We start from the raw sequence: 17,094 nt of genomic DNA, 5'->3' as shown, positions 1-17,094 counted from the left end.
TACCAGGACGAATTAAACGGAAATGATCTAAAATCTCACATCTAAAATGTCAAATAATATGAGTTCAACACTGCCAACAATTAAGTTTTTGAAACAGCCGACTTCGCCAGCTTGGATCGAACAGGCGATCGCCCATTTGGATACAATCTCATTAGATCATTCCCACTGCGAGCGGAAAGCGGCCGGAGTAGCGTTAAATTTAATGTTTCGCTACCCAGCGCGGGAAAAATTGGTGCGGATGTTAACCGCCATCGCCCGCGAAGAATTGGAGCATTTCGAGCAAGTCAACCAGCGCTTAGAAGAGCGCGGGATCGCTTTGGGCCCTTTGGCTGCGCCTCCCTACGGTGGGGGTTTGTCCGCCCAAATTCGCAAGCAGGAACCGGAGAGACTTTTGGATTCTTTGTTGGTTTCTGGTTTGATTGAAGCGCGGAGTCACGAGCGGTTGGGGCTGCTAGGCGAACACTGTCCCGACGCAGAATTAGCTAAGTTTTACCGCAGTTTGATGGCTTCGGAAGCGCGCCATTACGGGGTATATTGGATTTTGGCAACAACTTATTTCGATCGCGCTCTTGTTATTGAGCGGCTGGAGCAATTATCATTGATAGAGAGCGAGTTGCTGGCAACTCTTTATCCTGAACCGAGAATTCATAGTTAAAAGTTGGGTGCATTTCCAGACTGTAAAACACTAATTATCAGTAAAATTACAGTTGCCAAAGTCCAAAAATAAGTATAATTAGTAACAACTAATGAGAACCCAACATCGGGATTTTTTAATTCGTTCGTGGGAAACGCGCGATCGGGCTGAGGCATTCCATTTAATTCAGAATGTTTTGGTAGAGTACGGTTTACAATGCGAAGTTCATGGCGCAGATCGAGATGTCTATGATGTAGAACTACACTATCAGAAGAAGGGCGGGGAATTTTGGGTAGTTGAAAAGCACGATCAAATAGTCGGTACGGCGGCTTACTATCCCATCGAGCGCGGGAAGAATGCTGTGGAAATTCGCAAAATGTATATTTTGCCAGCAGCAAGGGGACAAGGTTTGGGGAAATTTTTACTGCAAGAATTGGAAAGTAAAATAATGGCTCGCGGCTTTGATGAAATCTGGATCGAAACTGCTAGCGTTCTCAAAGAAGCTGTTAAAATGTACGAAACTAGCGGATATCTACCGACAACGGGTGTGGAAACAGCAAGGTGCGATCGGGTTTACGTAAAATCTCTCGGCGTCAACAAGCTAGAATAGAGATTCGCGATCGCTTGGAAATAGTAATAATGCTTTCAGTCATCTGAAACAACAAAAGCAGGATAAAAACCAATGACTATCCTCACAGAAAATTCTCAATCTCAAAATAACACTAGCAACAAATTGCTAGACGGCCCTAAACAGGGGAGATTTGTTCAGACAGTCCGGGGGATTTTAAATCCCCTCTATTATTTAGAGAAAAATTATAAGACATACGGCGACATTTTCACCACCCAATTCAGCAACTTTCCGCCCCAGGTAGTTATTAGCAATCCTCAAGCAATTCAAGAAATTTTCACAGCGGATAGTAAATTCTTTGAATCTGGTACGGGAAACCAAGTAACGTTACCTTTAGTAGGCCCCAATTCCTTATTGTTGTTAGATGGCGATCAACATTTGCAGCAGCGCAAGCTTTTAATGCCACCTTTGCACGGTGAACGTATGAAAGCTTACGGAGAAATCATCCGCGACATCACCGAAAAAGCAATTAATACTTGGACTCCTGGTAATACTTTCGTCGCCCAAGCAACCATGCAAAACATTTCTTTGGATGTGATTTTGCACGCAGTTTTTGGGCTGAGCGAAGGAGAACGCTACCAACAAATTCACCAATTAATGGTTGATATGTTCAGCGTGTTTAGTAATCCATTAAATGCTACCTTTTTGCTGGTAAAGTCACTGCAAAAAGATTTGGGGGCTTGGAGTCCTTGGGGACGGTTTTTGCGGCAGAGACAGCGTTTGGATGAACTGCTTTATCAAGAAATTCGCGATCGCAAAACTCAATCTCAACCCTTGGGCGAAGACATCCTCAGCTTGTTGGTTTCAGCCCGCGACGAAGCCGGAGAGCCGATGAGCGATGTTGAATTGCGCGATGAATTAATGACAATGTTATTCGCGGGACACGAAACTACAGCTACAGCTTTAGCCTGGGCTTTGTATTGGATTCACTATCTCCCGGAAGTTCGCGAAAAACTGCTGCAAGAACTCTCTTCTATTGATGTTGACAATTGCGATGGGATGGAAATTGCTAAACTGCCGTATTTGAATGCTGTCTGTTCGGAAACGCTGCGAATTTATCCGATCGTATTTTTTGCATTTCCGCGCGTTCCGCAAGCTCCGATGCAGTTAATGGGTTATGATATTCCCAAAGGAGTCATGCTTTCTACCTGCATTTATTTGGTTCATCACCGAGAGGATCTTTACCCCGAACCAAATCGTTTTAAACCAGAACGTTTTCTAGAAAGGCAATTTTCACCTTACGAATATTTGCCGTTTGGGGGAGGGAACCGTCGCTGTATTGGCGCGGCATTTGCGATGTTTGAAATGAAGTTAGTTTTGGCGAAAGTGCTGTCGCGATATTCTTTGGAACTTGCAGAAAATCGTCCGATTTTGCCAGTACGTCGCGGTTTGACAATGGCGCCCGCTGGCGGTGTGCGTCTGGTGGTAAAGGGTAGTTTGTCGTAGTGTCGTAGGGTGCGTCAGTATGCGCGATATTTGGTGATGTTGAGAAGCTAGTGGCTGACGCACCATAGTTTGTTGAAAGGTGCGTCAGCTTACAGGATTTTCTGGGGAGCATCTCAGTTTTGTATTTACAGTGCTGTCCCCGCTCGCGTGCTTACAAGCACGCGAGCGGGGACGCTCGCACTACAAGAAAAAATGCTTCTTGCAAAACTGAGATGCTCCCATTTTCTGTGCTATTTGAATCCCTAACTGACGCACCCTACGAATAACCAATAACCAATAACCAATAACCAATAACCAATAACTAATTTCTTTTTTGCCGCAGCGGAATCTCGATCGCAAATTCGGAACCTTCTCCCAATACAGAATTGCAGGTCAGCTCGCCTCCGTGTTTTTCTACGACAATAGAGTGCGAAATCGCCAATCCTAAGCCTGTGCCTTTGCCGATGGGTTTTGTGGTGAAAAATGGGTCAAACAAGCGCCGTTTCACGTTTTCGCTCATCCCGGGGCCTGTGTCAGCTATCCGCATCATTACGCAGTTATTGTCGGTTACTTCGGTGCGAATTCTAATTGCTAAATCCTTCCCTTCCTTGCATTCTGGTTTATTTGTCTCCATTTCCAATGCGTCGATCGCATTGCTCAACAAATTCATAAATACTTGATTTAACTGGCCGGGATAACATTCAACTAAAGGCAAGTTACCGTATTCTTTAATAATATTAATTTGCGGGCGATCGGCTTTATTCTTTAGGCGATTTTGCAAAATCATCAGCGTGCTTTCTATGCCTTCGTGAATGTCAACTTGCTTCATTTCGGCTTCGTCCAATCTTGAGAAAGTCCGCAGGCTCAAAACTATGTCGCGGATGCGATCGGCTCCGACTTTCATAGATGTGACAATTTTTGGTAAATCTTCAAAAATATAATCAATTTCCAAGGATTCTCTGGCATTTAAAATTGCTGCACTAGGCTCGGGGTATTCACGCTGGTAAAATTGCAGCATTTTTAGCAAGTTTTGAGTGTATTCGCTGACGTAGCTGAGATTACCGTAGATAAAGTTAACTGGGTTGTTGATTTCGTGGGCGACACCTGCTACTAATTGTCCCAAACTAGACATTTTTTCACTTTGAATTAATTGAGTTTGGGTGCGTTGAAGTTGGTGTAAAGTTTGTTCTAGCTGTTGAGTTTGAGCTTGAGCTAATCGAGCGGTTGTGCGGGTTTGGGTGTACAATTTTGCGTGGTCGATCGCGATCGCAATTTGAGCAATCACCGCTTGCATCAGTTCGACTTCTGAGTCGCTCCAATGTCGCACATACAAAGCCTGATAGCACGTAATCGCCCCAATATCGCCGGAAGCAGTGTGAATTGGTAGCGACAGCACTGAGTTAACTTCTATTGCCTGGAAAGCTTGGCGCAATTCTACATTGTCAAAAGTGCTAACATCATCAACTTGCAGAATTTCTCGGCGCAAAATTTGTTCTACTCCTGCACTAGATGTGTCCTCTACAACATAAGTACCTAGGAAACTTGGCAAAGCTACATTTTTGGCTTCGCAGACTATATTCCAAACCGGAGGATTGCTGTTGGGACGGTACCAAGTGAAGATGCACCAATCTGGCTGCATGAGATTGTGAATTTCTTGAACGGCGGTTGCTAAAATTGTGTCTAAATCTAAAGAAATGCGAATTTGGTTGGCTATTTGATTGAGTAGTTGTTCTCTCTGAGCTTGCTGTCTGAGGGCTTGTTCCGATCGCACTAATGTTTCTTCTGCAAGGAAGCGATCGGTTAAATCTTGGACGACTGCTTGAATAACGCTTTCATTTCCAACTTCGATGACTGTCAGCACGACTTCTGCGGGAAAATTCGTACCGTCTAAACGCTGGTGAACCCAATCAAAACGGTGATTACCACATTCAAAGGCGATCGCCATCATCTCATTCGCCATGCTCAAAGAGTCTCTGCCGTTGGGTTGGAAAGGAGGCGACAATTCGCCTGGATTCTTGCCGACAAACTGCCCTTGGCTAGTGGCTCCAAATAGTTCTATGGTGGCGTTGTTGACATTGCGGATACCGTTTTCATCTAACATTAAAACAGCCAAGCTGGTTGATTCGTAAAGTAATCGAAATTTGGCTTCTGACTGCTGTAATGCGGCTTCTGTTTGCTTGCGATCGGTAATGTCGGCAACCATTGCCAAAGCGCCGATATAGCGCCCTTCTTTGTCTGGCAATGGATTAGTAGAAAGCATCGCCCACAACTCGCTCCCGTCTCGGCGCAGGAACTTAAAATCGTGCTGTTCGCGAATTCCTTGACTGCGGCGGTTGAGATTGGCTTGGGCGATCGCGATGCCTTCTGCATCCATGAAAGCAAATAGTGACTGCCCGATCGCATCCTCTGCGGTGCAGCCTAGCATATCAGCCATTTTTTGGTTGACAAAAGTAGTTTTACCCTCCGCATCGATCATCCAAATGCCTTCATCGGCTGTTTCGACAATGCAGCGATATTTTTCTTCGCTTTCTCTGAGGGCTTCTTCTGCTAATTGGCGAGCCGTAATGTTTTGAGTCATTAGCAATCCGCCGGTGATTTCTTGCCGTTCGTTTCTGACTGGCAAAGTATAAGCGAGGTAAATGCGATCGCCATAGGTAAATTCTGTAACAACTGTTTCTCCAGCCAGGGCCGCCAGATAATTTGGCTCGACAGCAGCGCAAAAATCCGGCTGGAATACTTCCCAGATTGTCTTGCCTTCCATTAACTCTTTAGAAAGCCCGACTCCTGCTAATTCTGTGCCTTCTACCAGGGTAAAGCGCATTTCGCGATCGAACAGCATCACCGCACTGTTGGGAATGTTGCTTGCCATAGTGCGGTAGAGCTGTTCGCTTTTTTGGAGGGCTGCTTCTGCTTGTTTGCGATCGCTAATGTCAATAACCAGTGCACCCATGCCGATCGCCTCACCGTCTTTGTCGAGTAGAGGAAAATAAGAAGCTGTCATGTGTCGCATAATCCCCGGATTTCTGGGATTCTCAGCGCTCATTTCCATGTTAATTAGAGGTTGCTTGGTTCTCAATATTTGTTCGTATAAAGGCTCTACCATTGGAGCGATTTCCGGCAATATTTCGCGTAAAGTCTTGCCAATGTGTTCAGCAGGACTCAGGCTATTTATTTCGGCTAGAAATTGATTAATTTGCACGTACCGAAGTTGGGAATCAAAAATGCAAAATCCTGCGGGTGCCTCCTGCAAAAAGGAATCAAATAGTGCTTGTCTCTGTGCTAATTCTTGTTCTATTTTTTTGCGATCGCTAATGTCTCTGATGCAGCCGACACTTCCAATAATTTCGCCACGAACGTCTTTTAACAGAGAAAGTGACAAGTGCGAGTAAAAATTTTCTCCAGACTTGCGCTGCATGGTAATCTCTAGATCCGACTCGCCTGTTTCTTCTAGCTGTTGAGCCACTAATATAGATAGTAATTCTCGCTGTTCTTGCAGATAAAGTAGAGCAATATTTTGACCGATTACTTCACTATTCTCATATCCGTAGAGTCTTTGAGCCTGTTTATTCCAACTGGTGATTGAGCCGCCAGCATCCGTGCAAATTACGGCTTCGCGAATTTGCTCTAAAATCTGATTTTGGAGTTGCAGTTGCGATTTTGCAAGTTCGAGTTCGGCGATTTTTTCTTGGAGTAGTTCGTGAGTTTTTGCCAACTCAGTATTCTGGTTTTCCAGCAATTTTTCTAGATGACAATTGCAGTGCGGCGGCGCTGATTCCAGCAGCTCGCTATTTTCAGGCTCCCAATTAACAACTTGTTCAGCACTCAACCAAATCGCCCACTCTCCGTCTGTTTCAATTGCCCGCTCCGACACTCGCACGGGTACGAGATGGTTGTTTTTATGTTTGTATGCTGCTGCACACGTGCCCGCGCACCTATTTTTGGTTGGAATTTCTAGATACTTGTCTCTGGCAGTACACTGTGTTTGCACAATTTCCCAGTAGTTGAGGTTGAGAGTTTCTACAACTGTCCGACCAATAATATTCGCAAAAGCTGGATTTACGTCAAGAAAAGTCCCGTCCGTCCGGCACAATGCCAGCCCGAGCGGGGACGGTTCTAATAATTTGCTGTTGCTGCGCTCTTCTCCTAACTGGCTTTGCATCTGACCTAGCTGGGCTTGGGATAATTAATTATATCTTTATTATGTCGATTATCTGGTTTATTGGTGTGATTTTTATCACTCAGCAAAAAAGCAGGAAGAAGGAAGTTCGGCAACGGATTGTATAACGGATTTCATTCAGTTGACAGTTGACAGTTGACAGTTGACAGTTGACCGCTTGAGGGCAACTTCTACCTGGAAGTCCGAGGATTGGAGTAATGAATCGTCTGATTTTAATTTATCCCTAAAACGGAGAGGCTTTCAACCAATGATTTCTGGTAAGGGATAGATGTTGAGGTTCGGGGGCAGAAGGAAGAGGTTAAAGGTTCGAGGTTCGAGGGAAGTTCGGCAACTAGCAGTGTACGGAATTTAATGCCGATCCGCTGAGGGAGGAGAGAGGGACAAAGAGAGGATGGGGAAGAAAAAAGGAGTAAGAATGAACGGGAAGGAGGAAACGGAGAATGAGAATAAACCAGAAAAATCCCAAAACAAGAAGTACAAAACTGCGACAAAGACCATGAATTTATACATGGTATCTTCCCCCTTCCTTCTTCCCTCTTCCCTCTTTTCTCCCTCAACTGTCAACTATTCTCGACTGTCAACTGCTTTCCTGCTTTCGGAGTCAACTGTCAACTGTCAACTGTCAACTGTCAACTGTCAACTGTTCCTTCTGTTAATCGCGGGCGATACCTTCGGATCGGGCGGCCAACTGCACTGCACCGGCGACAGCAATGGCAACTCGCTCGTCAAAAACTGAGGGTATAATGTGTTCTTTGTCAAGCTGTGAAGGACTGACTAAAGAGGCGATCGCGTAAGCTGCACCTAGATACATACTGGTCGTAATCGTGCGAGCTTTGCAGTCCAAAGCACCTCGAAATATCCCCGGAAACGCCAAAACATTGTTAATTTGATTCGGGTAATCGCTGCGTCCGGTAGCAATAATCGCCGCATCCTCCATAATTAATTCTGGCTGAATTTCGGGAATGGGATTTGCCATGGCAAAAACGATCGGATTCTCGGCCATCGATCGCACCATCGATCGCGTGAGCACGCCAGGGGCGCTGACACCTAAAAATACATCCGCACCGGCGATCGCATCTTCCAAAGTACCGCTCGAAGCTACAGCAAATTCCAGTTTTTCTGGGTTCATATCCGTGCGATCTTTGGAAAGGACGCCTTTGGAGTCGCACATGATGATGTTTTCGGCACCTGCTTTCCGCAGCAAACGGGCGATCGCGACTCCGGCCGCACCGGCGCCGTTAATTACGATACACACTTCTGCCATTGTTTTTTTGACGAGTTTCAAGGCATTAATTAATGCTGCCAAACTAACAATCGCAGTTCCGTGTTGATCGTCGTGAAAAATCGGAATATTTAAGGTTTCCCGCAATCTTGCTTCAATTTCAAAGCAGCGAGGTGAAGAAATATCTTCGAGGTTAACACCACCAAAAACCGGGGCGATATTCTGCACTGTGCGAATAATTTCGTCAGTATCTTGGGTATTCAAACAGATAGGAAAGGCGTCAATTCCGGCAAATTCTTTAAATAGCATGGCTTTGCCTTCCATGACTGGCAGGGCGGCTTCGGGCCCCAAGTTTCCCAGTCCCAAAACTGCGCTACCGTCGGTAACAATGGCAACAGTATTTTGTTTGATAGTCAGGTTGTAAACTTGTTGGGGGTCATTGGCGATCGCAGTACAGATGCGAGCGACTCCTGGAGTGTAGGCCATTGCCAAATCTGACTGGCGTTTGAGGGAAATTTTGCTTTCTACGCTGATTTTACCGCCGCGGTGCAGGTTGAAAGTGCGATCGTACACGTCGATCACTTTGATATCCGCTAGCGCTTTCACTGCTTGGACTATTTCTTCGCTGTGCTCGGTGCTGTAAGCATCGACGGTGATATCGCGAACTGTAGTGGCGCGGGTTTGCTCGATCAAGTCGATTTGGCCGAAGTTGCCGCCCACAGAGCCGATCGCACTGGTGACGCTTGCTAGCATTCCCGGCTGGTTCGGCAGAGCAACGCGAATCGTTAAACTAAAGCTAGGGTTCGGTGTCAGTTTTACCATGATGGCTTGATTGGAGATTTGAGAATTGCAATCTTAGATTTTATCGCCAATGCTAGGCATAAAATTTAATAATTCAATTTTTCAACTTAAATTTTTAACAAATTCTATGAGCCTGGGATGCGATCGCACTATATATCCCCTTCAACAGTTGACAGTTGACAGTTGACAGTTGACAGTTTGAGATCGACCTCTACCTAGAAGTCCGAGTATTGAAGCAGTAAATAATTTTGTTTTATTTCCCCCTGCTTAAGGAGGAGGCTTTAAACCCATTCTTCTTGGTAAACTGCGTCAGTTTCTCTGTGTTTAAATTGTGTCAAAACTTGGGAGGCGAAGCATGACCGCATATAAATTATTAGTTATCATCCCATATTTTCTGCGGTCATGCTTCGCCCCTACGGATGTATTCGCCAAACCCAGATGCACCCGACTGATGCACCCTACTAACTACTAACTATCTATTTTTTCCAATATTTCTGCTCGCTGCAAACTTAATGAATGTCAAGCAAAACTCTCTTTTGCAACGAGCAGTAAATGCACCTAATTCAACCTAAAATATCTCTTGTTAAAAAGCTTGCTGTGTATATCTTCTGCCCTCGAACCTCTTCCTTCTTTTGACGCGATCGCGTAGCCGAAGCAAGCCTTCTTCTCTCTTCCTTGACTTTTAAATCCGTTACATTCCGTACATTGCAAGTTCGGATGAACTTCCTTCTTCCTGATGACTGATGACTAAGACGGCGGGCCTGCACCATCCACCGCCCCTACCAACTAACTAACAGCTAACAACTGTCAACTGTCAACTGTCAACTGTCAACTGTCAACTGTTTGCTATCTTTTGAAGCGAGACACCGAGGAAAGTTAGTGCGGCTTTTTGGCGGCTTTGATTGGGGAGCTAAAAAGTAGATGCACGGCTGCTTGAGCCGGCAGGTAAAAATCAGATCGACTGATAAGCGGGCATGAAGGTATGTTAATTGTGCCTGCTTGTTGAACAATCTTTGATAGCGAGTGCAACCTTGCTTTCGATCGAATTACCTGCACGCTTTGCCCTGATGATTCCAGGGATTGTTACTAAGTAGGCAATGTCTCCCGCGCCGGTACTGGCACAGGTTCGGCGCAACACAGCAAGTTGCTGGTTGCTAAGTGTCAATTTTACCGATCGCTCGCAGCATCAGCACACATAATTGTAAAGAATTTGCAAGCGAGACAATCGGGGGGAACTTTTTCTAAGTTTTGCAGATCTACTTGTTCCTCGACCTCGCTGCCGGGGGGAACGATGCACAGGGCAACTTGTCCGACTCCAGCCATGAGTTCGGCAACTCGCTCTAAAATGTTGTCCATTTTGCCAATTAGTTGCTCGGCAGCCTCCAGACTCGGCGCGATAATGAAAAAGGTTTTGACTCCCTCGGGACAAGGGGCGAAACCGAGGGTACACTCTCGTAATAGTGCTTGAGTCGAAAGACTCAGAGGGTCATCGAAGCGATCGATTACAGCTTGATAAAAGGCTTGGGTCAGAGAACGATCGCCAAAAACAGGTTGAGATAACATAACTACTTCCTTGGGTAGAATTTTCGGGAGCATTAAAAAAATATTAACATACGTTAATGTAACTCATTTAAATAAATTATCTAGCGATCGCGATCGTTGACTATATGTGATCTTTTTTGCTTTGTGTAGCGATCGCAACTGTGATAAAATGTACTATGTGTTAATGCGGTCAGTGATTTCGACTGCACCAGCAGCTCAAACCTAAGCACACAAAATTTTATTGGGAATCGGGAAAGAGGGGGAGAGGGAAAGAGGGGGAGAGGGAAATTGCCTGAGTTGTAAGAGTATTATTGACACAAAGTGCTTAATCTAGAGTTTAAAATAAGTATCCAATCAAAATATAAAAGATGAACTCGATCGCCCAACAGTTAAAAACAAGATTTGAAAAAGCCTTCACCTCCGCATTCGGCGAGAGTTATGCCGATACGGATCTGATGCTAGCGCCTGCGAATAATCCCAAGTTTGGGGATTTTCAGTGCAACGCGGCGATGAGTTTGGGCAAAAAGTTAGGCAAGCCACCGCGGGCGATCGCCTCTACGATCGTCGAAAACCTAGATATTGCCGACATCTGCGAAACTCCAGAAATCGCCGGCCCGGGTTTTATCAATTTGAAGCTGAAACCGGCTTATTTGGAAGCGCAGATAAGCGCGATCGCCGCCGACACCCGTTTGGGGATTTCACCGACTCAAACGCCTCAGAGAATCGCGATCGACTTTTCGAGCCCGAATATCGCCAAAGAAATGCACGTCGGACATTTGCGATCGACAATCATCGGAGATGCGATCGCCCGCACCCTCGAATTTCAAGGCCACGACGTAATCAGAATCAACCACATCGGCGACTGGGGCACCCAATTCGGAATGCTAATCGCCTATTTGCGCGAAGTTCACCCCGAAGCTTTAACAACTGCTGACGCCCTAGACTTAGGCGATTTAGTTGCATTTTACCGCCAAGCAAAACAGCGCTTCGACGCAGACGAAATCTTCAAAGAAACCGCGAGACAAGAAGTCGTAAAACTGCAAGCCGGCGCCGAAGACACCAGACGCGCCTGGAAACTGCTGTGCGATCAATCCCGCCGCGAATTCCAAGTAATCTACGATTTGCTCGACATCAAATTAACCGAACGCGGCGAATCATTTTACAATCCATTATTGCCCGGAGTAGTCGAAGATTTAACCAATCTCGGTTTGCTAGTAGAAAGTGACGGCGCCAAATGCGTATTTGTAGACGGATTCACCAACAAAGAAGGCGAACCATTACCGCTAATCGTCCAAAAAACCGACGGCGGCTACAACTACGCCACAACAGACTTAGCTGCCATCCGCTACCGCATTCAAAACGACAAGGCAAAGCGCATAATTTACGTCACAGATTCCGGACAATCCAACCATTTCGCCCAAGTATTTGCAGTCGCCAGAAAAGCCAATTGGATTCCCGAAGATGTCGAGATTGTCCACATTCCCTTCGGTTTGGTATGCGGAGAAGATGGCAAAAGATTAAAAACTCGTTCTGGGGATGCAGTGCGGTTGCAAGATTTGCTCGATGAGGCGATCGTCCGCACGCGCCAAGATTTAGAAGAGAGATTAGTCACAGAAGAAAGACAGGAGACAGAAGAGTTTATAGCCAACGTATCTCACATAGTTGGTTTGAGCGCCGTTAAGTACGCCGATTTAAGTCAAAACCGGGCGAGCAACTATGTATTTAGTTACGACAAAATGCTCGCATTGCAAGGAAACACCGCACCTTATATGCTGTATGCTTACGTGCGCGTGCAGGGAATTCGTCGCAAAGGTGAGATTAATTTTGACAACTTAGATGCTAGTGCAAAAGTAATTTTGGAGTCGGATGCGGAGTTAGTTTTAGCCAAGCATTTATTGCAGTTGAATGAAGTTGTAAATGCTGTTGGCGGCGATTTGTTGCCGAATCGAATCTGTCAGTATTTGTTTGAATTAAGTCAAAAGTTCAATCAATTCTTTGAGCAATGTCCGGTGTTGAAAGCGGAGGAACCGTTACGGACTTCGCGGTTAATTTTGTGCGATTTGACGGCACGGACTTTGAAGTTAGGATTAGGATTGTTAGGGATTCAAGTGTTGGAGAGGATGTAATCTAAGGTTTGTAGTGAGGACTTTAGTCCTTATCTTGTATTTCTTCTGTCGTTTCTCCTGCGTCTTCAATCAACTCGTTAAATTCGCTGATAATTGCTAAAACTCGATCGGCGGCAATATCTGATTGTTCTGATTTTGAATAAATGGCAATCAAGATAACGATCGTCATTGTTTGAAGGTAGTAAATGAATCTATATCCACCGCTTTTTCCTTTTTGAACATCGCTGTTTTTAACACGCACCTTAAATATTTCGTAACCAATCCCAGGTATCGGAACTCCCAGCAACTCTCCAGCTTGCAGTTTTTCAATAATTGGCTGAACATCCGATCGGATATGGCGGTACTTTTTAGAAAGAGCGCGTAAGTCGCGTTGGAATTCTCGCGTGGGTATAATCTGCCTTAAAGGAGGATTATTCTGCATCAATTCCATCCCACAGTTCAGAAAGCGGTATAGTCTGCCCTGTCATTGCTTCGTACCATCCTTGGCGAAAACACTCTTCTGCTGACTTCAGCGGTTCCTTAGCAAGAGCAATTTCTTGTTTTGCGCGTTTGGCAGCCGCCACAAGTTGCGGTTGTGTTTTTTTGAAAGATTCTTCCCATTGAAGCTCATCTTTTAAGTCTGCGATATACTCTTTCAAGTATTCTGCTACTTGCTGCTGTAAATTTTCTGGCAGAGACTCCATCATCTCGATCGCTGCATCAATACCTTCCCACAGTTCCGATACAGGTCTAGTTTTTCCGGTCTTTATTTCCAGCCATGCTTGCCGAAAGCTCTCTTCTGGAGATGGGAGTGCTTCTTCGTCTTCGTTAGCAAGAAGGATGATGCGAACTCTGCGTCCAGCAAATTTTTCGGATAGGGCTACAATCTCTTCCCACGTACCCTCTACTTCTAATACTTGTCCTGTCATTATGTTTTCTTGTGTAATTGTTGGATTTAGTTAATTGTAGCGCATCTCTAAAATCGAACATTTACGGCTTTTGATTAATAGTCAAGCTCTCCAACATATCTTTAAACATCTTTACAGCAATCCGGCGATGATTATCTCTCACAAAAATCTCAAAATTAGGACTTGAATTAATTTCAATTAACCAATATTTCCCATTTGTATCTAGCGCAATATCAAACCCACCATAATTAATCCGAATCTCTTCAAAAACAGGGCGAACAAAATTTTCAATTTCCGAAATAATCTCTGAGTCGGTAATATGCTTAGCTTTTGCACCCTCCCAGTGCAGCGGGCTTAAATTCCCCGCAAATTTAGCGTCTGATTTATCTTTTTCATACAGCAAAACCAGCTTGTGATTGAAAAAAACCGCCCGATATTCGTGTCGGATATCAATGTACTCTTGAGCTAGACAAACATAGTCATAATCTTTGCTATTGACATTAAATACAAGTTCAATCGCTGCTTGAACTTGCTCTTTCGTTTCACAAAGCAATACATTGTTTCCCGCCGAACCGCGATTTCTTTTCACAATCACGGGTAGCGAAAATGTTTTACTCACTTCGGCTGCAATTTCTGCACAATCTTTAAACTCTAAATATTTGTGATACTTTTCCTCGCAAAAAGGCGAGAGAAATCCTAGGGTGTGAGGAGTTTGAATCTTGCCTTTTAGCAAGTGATAGGTATATTCTTTGTCTTTAAATATGTGTACGATTTGCTCGTTGTTAAACGGCATACTGAAATTGACAAAATAATAGTCTTGACCGTTCAGTTTGATTCTAACTAAGTTTTGGTTTGGTGCGAGGATTTCATAACTGATATTTAACTCTTGACAAGCTTCGAGAATCAGACTGATATTTGTCTGCATAATTTGCACAGTATATTTGTTTATGAGTTGCGCGCGCTGACTTTACTAAACCGGGTTTCTTCGTCTATTTCTCGTCACTCAATGTAAAAATCGTAGAAACCCGGTTTCTAGCCACCATGCTTCAACAGTTGACAGTTGACAGTTGACAGTTGACAGTTGACAGTTTGAGAGCGACCTCTACCTAGAAGGAAGAGGATTGGAGTAATGAATAGTCTAATTTTAATTTCTCCCCGCTCCGGCTTGGGGCTTTCAACCAATTCTTTCTGGTAAGCCCTGATTTTTTTCATTCATACTGTACCACAGTAGGAAGCAAGGAACCCAGAAGGGCGATCGCTCTTTGTGTGTGCACAAGGCTATGCCCCTCATGCTGCTACTGCTTCATCCGAGGCAGTCTCCTCTGGCAAAACAAAAAAATCAACATCAATTGCCGCATTCAATTGATGTACCTTTTCAACGATACTTTTATCAAAATGAATCGCTGGCACACTGCCACTTCTGTAATAAATGACGCAAGCAATCTCGGCTTTACAATGCTTGCACAACTCTACCAAAGATAGCCATCCCGGTTGAAGTTGTTCCATCACAGATTTAATGTGAGATTCTAAGTCGTCCGACTTGCTAAGTTGAGAATCTACTCTCCAGCCATTATACTTTTTGCGGATAGTAGCCTTTGAGTGAATTAAGTCGCCAATTTTCCAAGTTTTAGTTGGTTTTATGCCCACTTTTTCTGTTACCTCTTCTGGAGATAAGTCAGTTCCAATTAAGGCAAAATAAGCGTAAATTTCTGATTCCATCCTCAGACTCCTGTTAAATGTGATTAGAAATCATTAATGTTTAGATCTGTTGGTTCGCCCGGACTCATGCCGCATTTAGGTTTGACGTAGATGTTTCCATCTCTGTCTTTGTAAAGGTCTTTTTTAGAAGCATTTTCTTCATTTTTGATTTCGTGAATGTCAACTCCTCCTATTTTCAATCTCTCAATCTCCTGCTTGGTAAGCAGCTTGTCTTGTCTCCTGTTTCGCTCTTCTTCGCTATTCCCTGATATTATTTCCGCCATTCCTGACACCAAAAAAAGCTGAGATTCGAGAATCTCTCTCAAATCTCAAATTCAATCAAATTTTACCCGAACAACCGCTGCTGACCGTTTGCTGCCTCTTTCCCGGCATAAATCTCGCGGGTTCCCTTGGGAATGTAAATCCAACCAAACTCTTGCAAGCGGTTTGTTAAATTGGAAATGCTCACTCCCAATTCATCTCTCATTTTGTATAAATGCGACCACTTTGTTAAATCCCGTCCCTGTCTTTTATCTTCCAAAATACATCGGGGCATTAACAAGCAGCTTGCGAAATATTGCGCTTGCCATTCGATCGACAAAACCTTATTATCCGCACCCGCGCCCCGACACACAAACGGTTCCTCGACATCCTGGGCGGTTTTTTCTGTATCGCCCAGGTTGAGTTCCAACTGTTTCACAGTTCCGTCTGCTTCGTCTTGATTGACGTGCAGCACCCAGTGGCCGATTTCGTGGGCGATCGTCGATTCGATGAACCCCGGCGGTTTTTCGAGAATCAATTCGTTGATTTCGATTAACCGCTGCTGGGGTAAAATCCTGGCGGCGATCGCACCTTCCTCATCGGGCTCAATGCAGTCCCAGACTACGCCCAAATCCAGGAAATCAGCCACCGTTGTCGCTTCAAAAGGCCATTTCGGAGCAAAATTTTGCGTTTTCTGCATCTGCATCAGGATGTCCGAAGCCAAACGCTCGATCGATTCTTTGGGATAGAAGCAATACGGTTTAAAAATACTCACTGTGATAGGCCTCTGTTACGCTTCAAAAGATTGTTTGAGCCAATCTGGATTTTCTTGCATCCGCCGGAAAAGAGCCTGCATTTCCTTCGGATTCTGCTTCAGCAGCGCTTCGTACTGCTGAGGCAGTCTCCCCGCCAGAAAAATCAATTCCTCTTCGTTGATATCGAGATTCCGCGCTAATGCTCGGATTACCTCCTCTTTTGGCGCATAATCGGCGCGATCGTTCTCCAGCTTCGACAAATAAGTAAAATCCACACTTAACATACCCGCTAGCTCACGTTGTGAGTAAGCTTTGTCCTTGCGAGCTTGACGGATCAGTCTTCCAAATGTTTGTTCCACGGTTTTTCGCCTCCTGACAGGCATTCTAGCCTGTTTTGATGAAAAGTTCAACAAAATACTTGACGGGAAAATCAACACAGGCTACCATAGGTTTAGTTGACGGTTTAATCAACCAACTTAACCGCACAGGTATGGTTGAGGGTGCAAAATATCCCAGACAAAACACTAGATATAGCACCATTAACTTTAGAGGAGCGATCGGCGCTGGGCGTCAAAACGCTTGTACGCAGCAAATTAAGGAGGAACAGATAGCAAATGCTGAGAACCTGGACAGACACGCATTACAAGCTCGAAGACGATGACTGGCTATACATCGCCACCCACGAAGAACAAAGCTCGGCCTCACTGGTTTGTCCGGGCTACGCACGGGATGGCGAAGGCTTCAGCATCCACTTCACCCCAGCGCACTTAGAAACGTTAGAGCATTTGCTCACCGCGCTGCGAATTATTCAAGCTCAACAAGAGGCGATGCTTGAGTACACATATCCAGAACCAAAAGCGACAACACATCTTATTCGGTAATCAATCGAAGGAAGAAGGAAGAGGGAAGAAGGAAGAAGGAAGAGGAAAGAGGGAAGA

17 protein-coding genes are annotated in these 17,094 nt (G+C 44.9%); 6 read left to right on the top strand and 11 right to left on the bottom strand.

Annotated features, from left to right (window positions below; genetic code table 11):
• Window positions 1–58 precede the first annotated feature (58 nt).
• From JGK36_RS07380 to JGK36_RS07370, 3 genes are all read left to right on the top strand, one after another.
• Window positions 59–655, top strand: a complete 597-nt coding sequence (locus JGK36_RS07380; RefSeq protein WP_293196621.1) for a tRNA isopentenyl-2-thiomethyl-A-37 hydroxylase MiaE — start codon at window positions 59–61, stop codon at window positions 653–655.
• A gap of 91 nt (window positions 656–746) precedes the next feature.
• Window positions 747–1,244 (top strand): GNAT family N-acetyltransferase, encoded by a 498-nt coding sequence (locus JGK36_RS07375; RefSeq protein WP_293189440.1) that lies wholly within the window; start codon window positions 747–749, stop codon window positions 1,242–1,244.
• 72 nt (window positions 1,245–1,316) lie between these two features.
• The gene (locus JGK36_RS07370; RefSeq protein ID WP_293196620.1) at window positions 1,317–2,708 is read left to right on the top strand and encodes a cytochrome P450; all 1,392 of its coding nucleotides are present in this window, start codon (window positions 1,317–1,319) and stop codon (window positions 2,706–2,708) included.
• 301 nt (window positions 2,709–3,009) lie between these two features.
• Here JGK36_RS07370 and JGK36_RS07365 read toward each other — a convergent pair whose 3' ends face one another.
• The 3 genes from JGK36_RS07365 to JGK36_RS07355 all read right to left on the bottom strand — a co-directional run bounded on the left by JGK36_RS07365 (window position 3,010) and on the right by JGK36_RS07355 (window position 10,450).
• Window positions 3,010–6,846, bottom strand: a complete 3,837-nt coding sequence (locus tag JGK36_RS07365) for a PAS domain S-box protein (protein ID WP_293196619.1) — start codon at window positions 6,844–6,846, stop codon at window positions 3,010–3,012.
• 670 nt (window positions 6,847–7,516) lie between these two features.
• Window positions 7,517–8,908, bottom strand: coding sequence for a malic enzyme-like NAD(P)-binding protein (locus JGK36_RS07360; RefSeq protein ID WP_293175307.1), 1,392 nt, complete (start codon window positions 8,906–8,908; stop codon window positions 7,517–7,519).
• A 1,146-nt stretch (window positions 8,909–10,054) separates the two neighbouring features.
• The gene (locus JGK36_RS07355; RefSeq protein ID WP_293196618.1) at window positions 10,055–10,450 is read right to left on the bottom strand and encodes a hypothetical protein; all 396 of its coding nucleotides are present in this window, start codon (window positions 10,448–10,450) and stop codon (window positions 10,055–10,057) included.
• 347 nt (window positions 10,451–10,797) lie between these two features.
• On the opposite strand from JGK36_RS07355, the gene argS reads away from it, so the two are divergent.
• On the top strand, window positions 10,798–12,555 hold the full coding sequence (gene argS, locus JGK36_RS07350) for an arginine--tRNA ligase (RefSeq protein ID WP_293196616.1): 1,758 nt from the start codon (window positions 10,798–10,800) through the stop codon (window positions 12,553–12,555).
• Window positions 12,556–12,577: 22 nt separating this feature from the next.
• On the opposite strand, the gene JGK36_RS07345 is transcribed toward argS, so the two are convergent.
• The 8 genes from JGK36_RS07345 to JGK36_RS07310 form a co-directional block, all read right to left on the bottom strand.
• Entirely contained in the window at window positions 12,578–12,976 is a 399-nt protein-coding gene (locus JGK36_RS07345; protein ID WP_293175313.1) for a type II toxin-antitoxin system RelE/ParE family toxin, read from the bottom strand.
• Window positions 12,966–13,463 carry a hypothetical protein gene (locus JGK36_RS07340; RefSeq protein ID WP_293189450.1) on the bottom strand — a complete coding sequence of 166 codons (498 nt, stop codon included), beginning with the start codon at window positions 13,461–13,463 and terminating at the stop codon, window positions 12,966–12,968. Before JGK36_RS07340 ends, JGK36_RS07345 begins: the two co-directional genes overlap by 11 nt.
• A gap of 61 nt (window positions 13,464–13,524) precedes the next feature.
• Entirely contained in the window at window positions 13,525–14,367 is an 843-nt protein-coding gene (locus JGK36_RS07335) for a YheC/YheD family protein (protein ID WP_293196614.1), read from the bottom strand.
• A 107-nt stretch (window positions 14,368–14,474) separates the two neighbouring features.
• Window positions 14,475–14,654, bottom strand: a complete 180-nt coding sequence (locus JGK36_RS07330; RefSeq protein WP_293175319.1) for a hypothetical protein — start codon at window positions 14,652–14,654, stop codon at window positions 14,475–14,477.
• 75 nt (window positions 14,655–14,729) lie between these two features.
• Window positions 14,730–15,161 carry a DUF4279 domain-containing protein gene (locus JGK36_RS07325; RefSeq protein WP_293196612.1) on the bottom strand — a complete coding sequence of 144 codons (432 nt, stop codon included), beginning with the start codon at window positions 15,159–15,161 and terminating at the stop codon, window positions 14,730–14,732.
• 23 nt (window positions 15,162–15,184) lie between these two features.
• The gene (locus JGK36_RS07320; RefSeq protein ID WP_293196610.1) at window positions 15,185–15,424 is read right to left on the bottom strand and encodes a polymorphic toxin type 33 domain-containing protein; all 240 of its coding nucleotides are present in this window, start codon (window positions 15,422–15,424) and stop codon (window positions 15,185–15,187) included.
• A 62-nt stretch (window positions 15,425–15,486) separates the two neighbouring features.
• Window positions 15,487–16,176: an ImmA/IrrE family metallo-endopeptidase gene (locus JGK36_RS07315; protein WP_293175325.1), complete on the bottom strand. Its 690-nt coding sequence runs from the start codon at window positions 16,174–16,176 to the stop codon at window positions 15,487–15,489.
• A 15-nt stretch (window positions 16,177–16,191) separates the two neighbouring features.
• Window positions 16,192–16,515, bottom strand: coding sequence for a helix-turn-helix transcriptional regulator (locus tag JGK36_RS07310; protein WP_190739559.1), 324 nt, complete (start codon window positions 16,513–16,515; stop codon window positions 16,192–16,194).
• Between the two features lie 38 nt (window positions 16,516–16,553).
• On the opposite strand from JGK36_RS07310, the gene JGK36_RS07305 reads away from it, so the two are divergent.
• A complete protein-coding gene (locus tag JGK36_RS07305) occupies window positions 16,554–16,817 on the top strand; it encodes a hypothetical protein (protein ID WP_293175327.1) in 264 nt (87 codons plus the stop codon).
• Entirely contained in the window at window positions 16,771–17,037 is a 267-nt protein-coding gene (locus tag JGK36_RS07300) for a hypothetical protein (protein WP_265234661.1), read from the top strand. The genes JGK36_RS07305 and JGK36_RS07300 overlap by 47 nt, the downstream gene beginning before the upstream one ends.
• The last annotated feature ends 57 nt before the right edge of the window (window positions 17,038–17,094 follow it).

Source organism: Microcoleus sp. PH2017_35_SFW_U_B (assembly GCF_020737865.1).
Lineage (GTDB): Bacteria > Cyanobacteriota > Cyanobacteriia > Cyanobacteriales > Microcoleaceae > Microcoleus.
The sequence above is the reverse complement of the archived record's forward strand: the minus strand, read 5'-3'. Positions and strand labels throughout refer to the sequence as shown.

Coding starts and splice junctions, on each gene's coding strand:
- JGK36_RS07330 (WP_293175319.1), bottom strand. CDS start 14,654: ATGAAAAAAATCAGGGCTTACCAGAAAGAATTGGTTGAAAGCCCCAAG.
- JGK36_RS07335 (WP_293196614.1), bottom strand. CDS start 14,367: ATGCAGACAAATATCAGTCTGATTCTCGAAGCTTGTCAAGAGTTAAAT.
- JGK36_RS07355 (WP_293196618.1), bottom strand. CDS start 10,450: ATGTTATCTCAACCTGTTTTTGGCGATCGTTCTCTGACCCAAGCCTTT.
- JGK36_RS07300 (WP_265234661.1), top strand. CDS start 16,771: ATGCTGAGAACCTGGACAGACACGCATTACAAGCTCGAAGACGATGAC.
- JGK36_RS07325 (WP_293196612.1), bottom strand. CDS start 15,161: ATGGAATCAGAAATTTACGCTTATTTTGCCTTAATTGGAACTGACTTA.
- JGK36_RS07380 (WP_293196621.1), top strand. CDS start 59: ATGAGTTCAACACTGCCAACAATTAAGTTTTTGAAACAGCCGACTTCG.
- JGK36_RS07305 (WP_293175327.1), top strand. CDS start 16,554: ATGAAAAGTTCAACAAAATACTTGACGGGAAAATCAACACAGGCTACC.
- JGK36_RS07365 (WP_293196619.1), bottom strand. CDS start 6,846: ATGCAAAGCCAGTTAGGAGAAGAGCGCAGCAACAGCAAATTATTAGAA.
- JGK36_RS07340 (WP_293189450.1), bottom strand. CDS start 13,463: ATGACAGGACAAGTATTAGAAGTAGAGGGTACGTGGGAAGAGATTGTA.
- JGK36_RS07345 (WP_293175313.1), bottom strand. CDS start 12,976: ATGCAGAATAATCCTCCTTTAAGGCAGATTATACCCACGCGAGAATTC.
- JGK36_RS07375 (WP_293189440.1), top strand. CDS start 747: ATGAGAACCCAACATCGGGATTTTTTAATTCGTTCGTGGGAAACGCGC.
- JGK36_RS07320 (WP_293196610.1), bottom strand. CDS start 15,424: ATGGCGGAAATAATATCAGGGAATAGCGAAGAAGAGCGAAACAGGAGA.
- JGK36_RS07360 (WP_293175307.1), bottom strand. CDS start 8,908: ATGGTAAAACTGACACCGAACCCTAGCTTTAGTTTAACGATTCGCGTT.
- argS (WP_293196616.1), top strand. CDS start 10,798: ATGAACTCGATCGCCCAACAGTTAAAAACAAGATTTGAAAAAGCCTTC.
- JGK36_RS07370 (WP_293196620.1), top strand. CDS start 1,317: ATGACTATCCTCACAGAAAATTCTCAATCTCAAAATAACACTAGCAAC.